General features: G+C 38.1%; 11 protein-coding genes and 1 pseudogene. 3 read left to right on the top strand and 9 right to left on the bottom strand.

Annotated features, from left to right (window positions below; all coding sequences use genetic code 11):
• Positions 1–11 precede the first annotated feature (11 nt).
• The 9 genes from E4O07_RS01615 to E4O07_RS01575 form a co-directional block, all read right to left on the bottom strand.
• The gene (locus tag E4O07_RS01615) at positions 12–905 is read right to left on the bottom strand and encodes an alpha-hydroxy-acid oxidizing protein (RefSeq protein ID WP_253686923.1); all 894 of its coding nucleotides are present in this window, start codon (positions 903–905) and stop codon (positions 12–14) included.
• A gap of 8 nt (positions 906–913) precedes the next feature.
• Positions 914–1,486, bottom strand: coding sequence for a hypothetical protein (locus E4O07_RS01610; protein WP_253686922.1), 573 nt, complete (start codon positions 1,484–1,486; stop codon positions 914–916).
• Positions 1,486–2,691, bottom strand: a complete 1,206-nt coding sequence (locus E4O07_RS01605; protein ID WP_253686921.1) for an LIC_12708 family protein — start codon at positions 2,689–2,691, stop codon at positions 1,486–1,488. Before E4O07_RS01605 ends, E4O07_RS01610 begins: the two co-directional genes overlap by 1 nt.
• A 15-nt stretch (positions 2,692–2,706) precedes the next feature.
• Positions 2,707–3,894, bottom strand: coding sequence for a class II aldolase/adducin family protein (locus tag E4O07_RS01600; RefSeq protein ID WP_253686920.1), 1,188 nt, complete (start codon positions 3,892–3,894; stop codon positions 2,707–2,709).
• 5 nt (positions 3,895–3,899) lie between these two features.
• The gene (locus E4O07_RS01595) at positions 3,900–4,469 is read right to left on the bottom strand and encodes a response regulator (RefSeq protein WP_253688107.1); all 570 of its coding nucleotides are present in this window, start codon (positions 4,467–4,469) and stop codon (positions 3,900–3,902) included.
• A gap of 54 nt (positions 4,470–4,523) precedes the next feature.
• Positions 4,524–5,192, bottom strand: coding sequence for a recombination regulator RecX (gene recX / locus E4O07_RS01590; RefSeq protein WP_253708370.1), 669 nt, complete (start codon positions 5,190–5,192; stop codon positions 4,524–4,526).
• The gene (gene rpsI / locus E4O07_RS01585) at positions 5,158–5,547 is read right to left on the bottom strand and encodes a 30S ribosomal protein S9 (protein WP_253686918.1); all 390 of its coding nucleotides are present in this window, start codon (positions 5,545–5,547) and stop codon (positions 5,158–5,160) included. Before rpsI ends, recX begins: the two co-directional genes overlap by 35 nt.
• A 10-nt stretch (positions 5,548–5,557) precedes the next feature.
• On the bottom strand, positions 5,558–5,986 hold the full coding sequence (gene rplM, locus E4O07_RS01580) for a 50S ribosomal protein L13 (protein ID WP_253686917.1): 429 nt from the start codon (positions 5,984–5,986) through the stop codon (positions 5,558–5,560).
• A 98-nt stretch (positions 5,987–6,084) separates the two neighbouring features.
• Positions 6,085–6,318 carry a hypothetical protein gene (locus E4O07_RS01575; RefSeq protein ID WP_002670146.1) on the bottom strand — a complete coding sequence of 78 codons (234 nt, stop codon included), beginning with the start codon at positions 6,316–6,318 and terminating at the stop codon, positions 6,085–6,087.
• Positions 6,319–6,778: 460 nt separating this feature from the next.
• On the opposite strand from E4O07_RS01575, the pseudogene E4O07_RS01570 reads away from it, so the two are divergent.
• The 3 genes and pseudogenes from E4O07_RS01570 to E4O07_RS01560 all read left to right on the top strand — a co-directional run.
• A pseudogene (locus E4O07_RS01570) lies at positions 6,779–8,296 on the top strand (methyl-accepting chemotaxis protein); the annotation flags it as partial.
• A gap of 102 nt (positions 8,297–8,398) precedes the next feature.
• Positions 8,399–10,546, top strand: coding sequence for a methyl-accepting chemotaxis protein (locus E4O07_RS01565; protein ID WP_253686915.1), 2,148 nt, complete (start codon positions 8,399–8,401; stop codon positions 10,544–10,546).
• Positions 10,547–10,627: 81 nt separating this feature from the next.
• Positions 10,628–12,793 carry a methyl-accepting chemotaxis protein gene (locus tag E4O07_RS01560; protein WP_253686914.1) on the top strand — a complete coding sequence of 722 codons (2,166 nt, stop codon included), beginning with the start codon at positions 10,628–10,630 and terminating at the stop codon, positions 12,791–12,793.
• The last annotated feature ends 51 nt before the right edge of the window (positions 12,794–12,844 follow it).

Below are 12,844 nucleotides of genomic sequence, written 5' to 3'. Positions count from 1 at the left end.
TTCAAAGCTCCTTAACTTGACCGCGAGGCTTCTCGATTTAAATCTTCACTTAAAATCGAATCGATAAAATTTTTTATGCCGTTTTTCCTATCCCTAAGAAGAGCGGTAATGCAGGGCCGGCCTATTAAAACCTCTTCAATCCCTAAAGATGAAGCTGCGATAAAATCATCTCTTTTTCGTAAGCCGCCGTCAGCCCAAACCTCTCCCGTATATTTCTTTATTTCCTTTAAATGGGCATGGGCAAAGGCAGCAACGCTTCCCCTATCGGTTTCGATACGTCCCCCGTGATTTGAAATTACGGCAATGTCGGGCTTAAGTTCTTTTATCACCTCGATATCATAAGAGGTAAAAACACCCTTAACGGCAAAAGGGAGCTTTGCATATTTTTTTAAGGCAGTCAAATCTTTTGCAGTCTTTTTTTCAAGATGAACAAGATTCCGCATAGTTACTATGTTATAGGCATCCGTGTCTACCCCGATAATTTCCGCAACCTCTTTTGAGGCTTCAATCCTTTCAAAAAGCTTCATTTGCGGGTAGGGTTTTAAAAAGACGGCACCCTTCTTTTTTGCATTTTTTAAAACTCCAATGCCTGAAAAAAGTTTTAAATCGGGATAGCCGTCTCCTATGCTCAAAGCCAAGCCGGCCTTAACCGAAGCTTCGATAAGATCAAAATAAAACTGCCTTTCGTCCTCATAGCCGATATTTTCTACAGCTCCCGTAATCGGAGCAAGCCGCAGCCTCGGCAGAGGATGGGATTGAGAGGTATAATAGCTTTTCCAGTCGGCACAGTTTAAAATAAAGTTAGAGCTCTCAAAGACTCCGCCCATTCCGGGAAGCTCTCCTATACAGCCTCTGCCGTCACAGATCTTACATAATCGGCACTTATATTTTTTGTTTATACTCATTTTTTTTCTCATTTTACTTTTGCAGATAAAACTAAAAGTTTTTCTTTAATATAAATCTCGGCTTGAACTTTTTTTGCATTACCCGATTCATGTTGAGCAGAAAACCTAAGCTCTCCTCCCGTATAAATACCGGACTGAAGCGAGGACGATAATTTACCGCCCTTGTCATCCAAAAAGATAAAATTTACTCTTACCAAGGCCCCGTCTTTTTCTTGGCTTTCTTTTAAGTTTTCTAAAAATTTAGAATTTTCACTCAAATGTAAATTTGCCAAAACTCTGTCTTGATAAATAAGGGATTTTAATTCCGTTTTTATTCCATAAATTTTCCCCCTATTTCTATCGGAGCGGGTAATAAAAAAAGCAATGTTGATACTTACCAGAACAACTATAACAAAAAATACTGATCTTAAGCCCCTGTTTTCCGTCACACTTTTTATAAAGCTTCTTCTTTTTACAAAATCCGGATCGTGCAGCTGTCTGACCTTTTCGGATGCATTTTTTATTCTATCTTCCCTATTATAGCGTGTAAAAACTTCACGCGAAGAAGAATTCCTTTTTTCAAACAGATCATCATCACTCATTATTTATCACCGATAATTTTATCGGCCCTCCACCATACGATTAAGGCCTTATCATCTCTGGCAAGAAGGGCCGAGATAATTCCTTTGGAAGAAACATGGAAGGTATTATAAAACATTTCTCCGCTTGAAACAATCAAATCTTTTTTATATTTTTTGTGGGATTTTAAATTCATAATCTCAAGAGCATAGCCTTTACTTGTCGGAGTCAACAAATAGCACCAGCCTTTTTCGGTAATGCCTATCATCTCATAAACTTTTTTAAAAGTAATATTTTCGTTTCCCGATACTTCAGTTCCCTCATAGGCATCTATATCCGTTTTTTTATCATACTTACCGGTTTTAATATTTAAAAAATACAAACAGCTCTTATCGTAACTTACTCCAAGGTTCGCCTTAGTTGCTGCATCCTTTTCTTCAAGATAGTAATCAATCTTGATATATAAATAAAGATCATCAAAATCCGGAATTATCTTATCGATTGAAGAAAATATTTTAACGGAACCTTCATAGGGATTCGGTATCGCATTAAAAAATATAGGTATCTTATATAAAAGATCTCCCATGCGGTTATACCAATAAATTTTTAAACTCGTCTGTGTCCGGCAAACGACTATTATATCGTTGGAAGAATTTGTATGTATTCCTTCGATAGAAGGAAACGGTGTCCCGCCGAAACCTTCCTGCCCCAGGTAGTCTATAAAATTGCCGTTTTCGTCGAAATGCAGGATTATATCCCTTAGGGCCAAATTCTCCTCATGATCGTACTCGATCCTTTCATCTAAAACCGAATCTACAACAAAGAGTTCCTTAGAAGAGCTTACGGTCAAAAGAGCAGGATGGTTAAAGGGATATTTTACGGATCCCCTTGTAGTCGCCTTAACATCCTGAGGATTATTCTGCATAAAGGAAGGTTCCATATTTGACTCGGGATTATAAAAAAATGTAAGCAAATCGCCGAATGAAGAGAGTTTTAAAATTTTTTGCCCGCCGGAATTTACAATATAGAATATACCTTCCTTCATTAAAATCTGAGTATCGGGGCGTGAGTAGGTACTGTTCAAATTAAAAAGATTTAGCTCATTTTCAAAAAGTCCGTAATTAAGGGTAAACTTTTCTTCTCTTTCAAGCTCTAAAGGAGTTTCGCGTCTACAGCCGAATAAAAGGCCGATAAAAACTACAAGCAATATTTTTTTTATATTTTTCATCTTAAATTTAAACCTCTAAATTTGTAAACTCATTTTGGAATACTCTCCGATGTAACCGCTTCTCATTCTTTGTGCACTTCTTCTGCTGATCGGAAAATAATTTTTAAATTTCCATGAAAGGACGAAGGCCAAAAGATTTTTTTCTAAAATTTCGTTTAAGGGCCGAATATCATCCTTATCGGAAACACAGCAGAGGGCTCCGCTTTCATTTATCAACACGCAAGAACGGTTTTTCAAGGCATCTACAATTTCGCCGCTCATCTCTTCAGCCCGGCTTTCAAAAAACGGAAACAAAAAGATGTTTTCTCCGGCAATCTGAGCAAAATCATCTAAAAAAGCGGGGATGCAGTTATCTATGTTCATTTTTTTTGAAACAAAAAAAGCGGAAGGCATGGAGCTTTGCTCTATAAAGTTAATATCGGGATATGTATCGTATATACGCCTATGCAAATCGGCTTGAAAATCAAAAAGGCCTTCCGTTATATTTCCGGATTTTATATCCATCTTGCAAATTGTAATATTGGTAGTTTTATCGTAAACGGTGCATGAGTCTCCTTCACGGCAGCTTGCATAAAAATTAATCAAGGGCTGCAAGGTCTTTTTTTCATACCGGCGGTAAGCAAGGGCCAGGGCTGGAACTTCAGCAAAAATCAAATTACGGCAAAGTTCTTCCAAAGCCTCAGCTTGCTTAAAAGCTTCATCTGCATCAGCACCAAAACAGACCGCCCCATGTTGAGCCATTATTATTGCTCCGGCCGGCCTAGTTAAACATTTTACGGTGTTACGGGCGATTTTTTTTGTACCCGAAGAAGCATACTTCGCAACAGGTACGGATTCCCCCAAAATAGAGCTTAACGCCTTGTCCTCCACAGGTATGGAAGAAAAACAGCCCGAAACGGCAGAGGCAAATTTTTGATGTGTATGGATTATAAATTTTATATTTTGATCGGCTTTATAAAGACCTGCATGAACATAGCGTTCAGAAGAAGGCTTGATAGGCCCTGAGCTTTCAGGCCTGTTTATTTTAAGAACAACTATGTGTTCGGGCTTTAAGTCTTCATAAGCATAGCCGGAAGGAGTGATAGCAAAAGTATCGGCATCAATACGGACACTTACATTTCCCCATGTACGTACCGTCAAACCGGACGTTAAAAGCCTTTTTCCCGTCTCTATTATAACACTTTTTGCTTTATCAAGGGTCATTCGCTCTAGCTTACAACCTCGTTTATTTCTCTCAATATAGCATTGAAATCTATAGGCTTCCTAAAGAAGGAATCTGCCCCCAGATCTTTCATTTGCTTTTCTAAGGTATCGTCGTCCAATCCGGTTATAACGATTATATAAGGCTGACCGAAGAAGGGGTCTGTCTTTATTTTTTTGCATATTTCCTTACCGTTGACTCCGGGAAGGTCTATATCCAAAATAACAAATCCGGGTTTATGTTTTACAAGCTGGGTCCCTGCATCAAAGCCGTCGAAGGACTTGTATACAGTCAAATTAGGAAGGTTTTTATTAAAAAATGAAGCGACAGCCTCATTTAAAACAACGTCATCATCTATAATTATGATGGAATTCCAATGAGCATCATCCAACGAATCTTGCAACTCAGGAGGAATCTTCATTCCTCTTTCTTTTATAAAGAGGAGCAAGTCTTCATAATATACCCTATATTGTCCGCCCGGCGTATTAAAAGCTTTTAAATAACCGTTTCTAATCCAGTTAATGGCAGTCTGATTTACAACTCCGCATATATTTGCAACCTCAAGGGCGGAGTACATTTTAACTCGTCTTCTATTTTCGCTTTTACCCATAGTATAACAATGAAACAAACCTTAAAAAGAGTCGGTAATGTTTTCAATTCCCTCCAAACATATATTTACAGTGCTAACGGAAAAACCCAGTCTATACATTTTTTGCATCAACCGAGGTTTATCCAATCCATTTATCAGCTGTTTTTCCAAAGCTTTTCGGCAAAGTTCTTCTTCTGAATGCTCCGAAAAAAACTCATTAAGCACATCCTCAACAATTTTAAAGCTCACTCCTCTTAGGGCCAGCTCGGAGGCCAATCTATTACGGCCTTCTTTTTTACTGATAACTCTGGTGTTAAGCCAAGCTACGGCAAACCGCCTGTCATCAAGTAAACCTTTTCCCGTAAGGTAATCGAGTGCCGGATTAATTTCAGAGGCTAAAAAGCCTTTTTTTCTGAGCTTCAAATCCAACTGAAACCGGGAATGTTCAGCTCTGTACAAATAGGCTGCAGCGGCACACTCAGCCTCATAAATTCTTACCGCATTAAGAAGAGCATCAAGCGACTCTTCACTTATAGGGCAACCGCATTCACCAACAAGACCGTCAAAGTCATCTTCATCAAAATAATTAGGCCTTGTTACGAAAGACACTCCTTCAGAATTGATGATTTTCACCAAATCCGAAGAAGTGCTGCATATATCCGCAATAGAAAAAGGATTAACGCTTGCTGAACTGGAATCTTCGTCTTGCACCGCGCTGACCGAATTTTTTTCGTTCAACCATTCGTGAGTCACGTGTAAGCAAGCCGTTAGCCTTTAGGGATGCATGATTTGATGCATCTACCTGAGCTAAAGCTCTTGCAATTCCGTGAGAGCACGCACCGGCTTGGCCTGTAAGACCTCCGCCTCGTACAGTGATGATAATATCATACTTAGATTCACCCGCAGTAACCATTAAGGGTTCTTTTGCTTTTTGGATTTGTTCCGGAGTAGCAAAGTATTCGTTAATGTCTTTATCATTGATCATTAACTTACCTTTACCATCCCGAATGTATACTCGCGCCACTGAAGTTTTTCGTCGGCCTGTTCCCATTCCAATATTTTTCACTTTACTCTCCTTATACTTCAACCGCTATGGGGTTCTGTGCTTGGTGAGGATGTTCGGGGCCTGCATAGACCTTAACATTCGTTAAAAGCTTTCTTCCAAGGGGGCCCTTAGGAAGCATACCTTTAATTGCAATCATCAAGGGCTCAGCCGGTTTTTTAGCGATTAAACCGCTAAAGTTGATGGACTTTAAGCCGCCTACATAACCGGAGTGAGTATAGTACATCTTATCCTTAGCCTTATTTCCTGTTACGGCTACTTTTTCGGCATTAATAATAACGACATAATCACCGATTTCCTGATGAGGTGCAAAACCTACCTTGTGCTTTCCTCTCAGCATAGCTGCAGTCTTAGCAGCAACGCGGCCAAGCGGCTTCCCGGCGGCATCAATAACGTACCAAGAGCGCGGCGCTTCATGTTCTTTTAAAAAAATAGTTTTCATTTAATGTATACCTTCTACAAACAATATATGCAGATAATGTGGGTTCTGATATTATAACTAAATATAGAATAAGTGTCAATAACTTAATGCAATGACAATTACTCGGCTTTATTTTCGGCAGCCTTCATAGCTGCTTCTTCTTTTCTTGCGTCTTGCTTGTCTTTAATATCGGCAATTCCGATAAATACGGAAATAAGGCCGACAAAGGCTGCAAAAATAGGTAAACCGCCTCTTAAAAATAAGAGAATATCCTGTCCCCAAGCCAAGCCCATGGGGAGGGCTGCAATAACCGTAAAAGCGATTAAAACAATACCAATAATAAGTGCTAGCATTTAAAGCCTCCTAATTCTTTTTAATTATTACATATTTAAGCACTTTCGTCAACTAGAGACAAAAAATCAAAACATGGAATAAAGAAACTTGACATATTGATTCTACGGGTTTAAAATATATGTATTAAAATTGTAAAAGGAGAAAAAAATGTCAAATAGTACAAAATCAATAGGTTCAAAAAGAAGAAGTCTTATTCTTAAAATCGGGGGAATTTTTTTTATATCCTTGCTTGTTGCTATAGGAGTTTTAACCGGAATCAGTGTTTATTCGGTCAAATCAACATCTCAAAGTGCAGTTTACAGCAGTGTAATTCATCAACTCGATGGAGACTTGGCAATAATAGAGGCCTATCTTGAAGCAGTTTACGGTAATTTACGTATCAAGGACTCTGTTCTAACAGGAACAAAAAAAACTGTCGATCACGAAATAATAGATATGCTTTCAAAAAAGCTGGGAGCCGAAATTACAATCTTTGCTTATGAAAATAATGAATTCAAACGTATCATTACGACAATTTTTGATGAAACAGGAAGAAGAGCTTTAGGAACAACGCTTAGTCACTCAGAGGCCTATGAAGCAATATCTCGAAGCAAAGAATATAGCGGAAATGCTCTAATCTTAAATAAAGCCTTTATCACAAAATATAAGCCTATAGTTCGGGACGGTAAGATACAATTTGTCCTTTTCTGTGGGACAGAAATTACCGACATCAATAGCGAAATAAGCTCGAAACTTCATTATGCTGTTATCTATACTCTGATAGGCTCAGGTGCTATTTTAGTTACTGTAATACTTATAACCATAAGCCTCCTTCAAGGTCTAATAGTAAGGCCCATCTTAAAAGTTGTTTCAGTATTTAAGCAGGTTGGAGAAGGCGACCTAACTGTCTCCATTCCTCTAATCGGAAATGATGAAATAACGGCTCTGTCGTCCCACTTTAACCAGACAATAGGAAAAATGAGTTCTGCACTCCGCTCTGTACATAATAGTGCCGAAAAAATGGTTCAAACAGGCAGCGAACTTGCAGGAAACATGACCGAAACGGCGAGCGCAATCCATCAAATAAGTGCAAACATAGACGGCGTTAAGCAGCAAACTATAAATCAATCGGCAAGCGTTACGGAAAGCGTTTCAACTGTAGAGCAAATTATCCATACAATCAAACAACTAAATGACAGCATTGAAAATCAGGCAGCCAGCGTCAGCGAATCTTCTGCATCGATAGAAGAAATGGCGGCAAATATTTCTTCTATAACCAAAACACTGGCTAAAACTGATGAAATAGTTAAAAATCTTACAGAGGCCACCGCTGACGGACAAGAAACCATTATACAATCCAACAATCTTTCTCAAAAAATAATAGAAGAATCGGGAAGTCTTTTTGAAGCCTCAAGCGTTATACAGCATATTGCAAGCCAAACAAACCTCTTAGCCATGAATGCGGCAATTGAGGCCGCTCACGCAGGAGAGGCCGGAAAGGGCTTTGCTGTTGTTGCAGATGAAATCAGAAAACTAGCAGAAGAGTCAAGTTCACAGGGTAAAGCAATCACCTCAACTCTAAAAAATTTATCAAATGAAATAGAAATGCTTTCAACTTCATCAAGAACCGTAGAAGATAAATTCAATATTATCTTTAATCTTGCAGAAAATGTAAAAGAAATGAGCAATACCATAATGTCCGCAATGCTGGAACAAGAAAACGGAAGCAAGGAAATTCTAACCGCAATACGGAATATTAATTCGGTAACGGAGAAAGTAAAGGGAGGCTCAGCCGAAATGATCTTAGGCGGAGAAGGCATTGCCGACGAAATGCGGAAACTTGAAAACATGACACGAATGATAAATGACAGTATAAACGAGATGGCATCAGGAGCAACCCAAATAAGCAGGGCTGTAGAAGAAGTTAACGATATAACTCAAAAAAATAAGCAAAATATTGAAGTATTAGCGGGAGAAGTCAACAAATTCAAAATATAAATTGTAAAAAGCAATAAATAATGAGGTAACAGCTTGAACAAATCCTAATATCCGTATAGATTGTCTTCTCTGAAATGACACAAAGATATTTAGGAGCATATCATGAAAGAGAAAAATCAAAAGACAAAGGGATTATCAATCCGGACAAAATTTATCATAGCTTTTACCTCTGCAATTATTGCAATAATACTTTCAATTTGCACGATAATAGGAATACAGGTATATAAAGCAGGCATCAATCAATTTGAGCAGATCATATCGCAACAAGCATCAATTGTTCAGCAAATGTTTGAACTTTTTACAAAAAACAATAAAAACATAGTTACAACTTTAAGTGAAAATCCTAAAATAAAAAATTTAAGAGATAACCTTAGAAACTATAGCTTTGATAAAACAAAGGCACCGGATCCTGAATTATATGATACGGTTTTACAAGAAGAAATAAATTCAATCCTAAAAAATGCTTCAAAGAATTTTCCGGAATTTGATGAAGTTTATTTGGGAACAAAATGGGGTGGGGACTCTACATCAGGAAACGGAGAAGATCCGGGGTATGACCCTCGAACCCGTTCATGGTTTGTTAAAGCCAAAAGTAATCAGGAAAAAGTCATAATTACCCCGGCCTACATTTCCACCAGCGGTAAGGCGGTAATAACCTTTACTAAGGCAATTAAATCTCCCAAAAATGAATTTGTCGGAGCCTTAGGTATAGATATAAGTCTTGATGAATTAACCGGTTTTGTAAATAATATCAAAATAGGAAACACCGGTTATGCAATGCTTATCCAAGATGACGGCATAATTCTAGCAGATCCTGCCCACCCCGAAGTAAATAATAAAAAACTGGAAGACTCGGGAATTCCGGCTTTTAGTATGTTCAAAGAAATGATGGAAGGTTCCATAAAATTAAAGATAGACGGAAAAAACTGGAATGTAAGAATTTTTCATATCGATGAGCTTAACTGGAAGCTGGTTACACTTGTAGAAAGGTATGAGGTAGTTTCTACTTTTGACAAAATCATTCAAAATATGATAGCAATAGGTGCAGGCTTAATTATTCTTTGCCTAATAGGTGTTTTCATTTTTTCAAAACGGCTTTTAGCCTTTTTTAAAAAAATAGGACAAATACTGGAAAAGATTTCTAAAGGAGATCTCTCAGATAGGCTTACATACAAAAAAAGAGATGAGCTGGGCCGGCTGGTAAATTATTTTAATTCCTCTTTGGATAATATAAGCCGCATGATCAGCTCTCTCAGAAAAGAGGCTGATTCAATGAACCAAATAGGAACAGTTCTTTCTACAAATATGACAGAAACTGCAAGTGCAGTAAAAGAAATAAGCAGCAATGTAGAAAATGTCCGTGAACAAATTTATACACAGTCCGCAAGCCGCAATAAAACGGCTGAGACCATAGAACAAATAATCAAAACAATAAAGGTTTTAAATGAAAGTATCGAGGTGCAAAATTCAAGCATAGGCCGATCTTCTTCATCGATTGAAGAAATGGTAGCAAATATACATTCAATAAGTCAAATACTTGATAAAAACAACAGTTTAATAAAAGATTTACACGAAAAAACTCAAAAAGGAAAAGAAGGTGCAAGAACAGCAAACTCAGTTGTTACAAAAATAGCCGAAAAGTCCGATTCGCTTGTTGAAGCCAGCTTGGTTATCCAAAACATTGCAAGTCAGACCAATCTTTTAGCTATGAATGCCGCTATAGAAGCAGCCCATGCAGGGGAAAGCGGCAAAGGCTTTGCTGTAGTTGCCGACGAAATAAGAAAATTGGCAGAAGAATCAAATGCTCAAGGAAAGCAGATAGGTACGGTTTTAAAAGAATCTATAGAAATAATAAACAACCTTATCATTGCCGGCAGCGGGGCAGAGAAAAATTTTGATGAAGTCTATGAGCTTACCACAAACATTTCCAATCAAGAAGATGTTATAAATCAGGCCATGAAAGAACAATCTATGGGAAGCACCGAAATTCTTGAAGCTATAAGAGACATAACGGATGTTACCGAAAAAGTTAAAAACGGCTCAGCAGAAATGCTTGCAGGAAGCGAAAATGTTGCAAAAGAAATGTCCAAACTGGAAGAGTTGGGCAATATTATCAGCAACAGCGTAAATGAAATGGCAGCAGGATCGGCACAGATAAATAATGCCGTACAAGAAGTAAATCTGATTACACAAAAAAATAAAAACAGCATTCAAAATCTTGTAGACGAGGTACAAAAGTTTAAAATTTAAATATATAATCTTGCATTATTTACAATATGGGTGTAAACTATTTATAAGACATAATCTAAAGTGTATTTTTTAGGAGGAAAAATGAACGATAAAGAATTAGTTGTTGCAAAGCCTGCTGCAAAAAAAGAATTAGTTATGCGGGATGGTGTATCGGAAGATAGGATATTTTCTATTGGAAAAAAACTCCTTATCCTTTTTGCTGCAATCGTTGTTATTTCCGTATCTACTCAGGGAATAATAGGGGCCCTTATGGCAAGAAAAGCAATTCTTCAAAAAATAGAGATACATTTAACCGATAAGGCTACAGATACCGCCGGCATTATAGATTCGATGGTGTATTCTTTTTTGAATTTTGTATCAAGTGCATCCAGGGCCTCGGAGCTAAGAAATGTTGATATTCCATATTCCGAAAAAATAGCCTACTTAAAAAAAGAAGCGGCTTTTAATCCTAGAATATCCGAATTTTCAATAACGGATATAAACGGAAACTGTCACACACTTGACGGACGGGTATTTAATGTAAATGATCGTGAATGGTTTAAAAGAGCTTTAGCAGGAGAACAATTCGTATCGGAGCCGTATAAGTCAAGAACTGACGGAAGTCTTGTAAATACTCTTTCTGTTCCCGTATATGATTATGATAATAAAATAATAGGAGTACTTGCAGCAGATACTCCGGGCACAGAGCTTTCGGACGACATAGATCACATTACAGTCGGAAGAAGCGGCTACTGTTTTATATTGGGCAAAACCGGTAATGCCGTAGCCCACCGCAACAGAGACTTAGTAATCAATCAAGACAATTTCCAAGAAAACGCAAAAACAAATCCGGCATTAGTGTCAATTGCAAACTTTGCAAAACAAGCCATGCAGTCAAAAAAAACCTCCATCGGTTATTATACTTTTAATGGAGAAGAAAATATCGGATCCTATGCTATTATGCAGTCAACAGGCTGGATGGTAGTAATAAGGGCGCCGGTTGACGACTTTATGGACACCGTAAAAAGCCTTCAATATCTTATGGTTGTAACGGGCTTTACACTCTTGGGTGTAGCCTTAGTATCGACATTTATTGTAACACGCCGAATGATCCTGCCTCTGCAAAAAGTTGTTTTGGCTTTAAAAGATATTGCCCAAGGCGAAGGAGATCTCACAGTTCGGCTTCCCGTTGCAAGCAATGATGAGGTTACTTTGCTGTCAAGATATTTTAACCAGACTATCGAAAAGATAGGCAATTCGATAAAATCTGTAGGAACAAATACAAACACCATGCAGTTTATAGGAGATGAACTTGCAAGTAATATGACCCAAACTGCAAGTGCCGTAGAAGAGATTAACTCAAATATCGACAACATAAAAGAGCAGGCTCTAACTCAGGCAGCAAGCGTAACCGAAACGGCAGCAACGGTTGAGCAGATCATCCGTACAATAAAACAGCTTAACAACAGCATCGAGACACAGGCAGCAAGCGTTGCCGAATCCTCTTCATCCATTGAACAAATGGTTGCAAATATTGCATCGATTACACAAACATTGGGTAAGAGCGATAACATTATAAGAGAGCTGGCAGATGCTACAGCAGAAGGAAAAGGCAAGGTTTCTACGGCAAGTGAAGTAACCCAAAAAATAGCTGAAGAATCGGGAAGTTTGATGGAAGCCTCCAATGTTATACAGCATATTGCAAGCCAAACAAACCTCTTGGCGATGAATGCGGCAATTGAAGCAGCCCATGCAGGAGAAGCCGGAAAAGGCTTTGCAGTAGTAGCTGACGAAATAAGGAAGCTTGCAGAAGAATCAAGTGCGCAAGGAAAAACCATTACATCTACCCTTAAAAATCTTTCAGGTGAGATAGACCTATTGGCTGAATCAGCTAAAACCGTTGAAGGAAAATTTAACTCAATTTTTACTCTTGCAGAAAATGTAAAAGAGATGAGTAACAGCATTATGGAGGCAATGAGTGAACAAGAAAACGGCAGCAAAGAAGTCTTAACCGCTATACGGAATATTAACACCGTAACGCAGGAGGTCAAACAAGGCTCATCCGAAATGCTTAAAGGAGGAGAAGGTATAGCCCAGGAAATGAGCAAACTTGATGAGCTTACCAGGACAATTACAAACCGGATGAATGAAATGGCATCAGGAGCATTGCAAATAAATCATGCCGTCCAAGAGGTTCAAGGTATAACTCAAAAGAATAAAGAAAGCATAGAAGGCTTGGCTGGTGAGGTAATGAAATTCAAGGTTTAGCATAAAATCATCAAGCAATAAAGTTATAAGTTTGACCCATCCTTAAAAATT

Origin of the sequence: Treponema sp. OMZ 798 (genome assembly GCF_024181385.1) — a bacterium.
Classification (GTDB): domain Bacteria; phylum Spirochaetota; class Spirochaetia; order Treponematales; family Treponemataceae; genus Treponema_B.
This window is presented reverse-complemented; position numbering and strand designations above follow the sequence as displayed.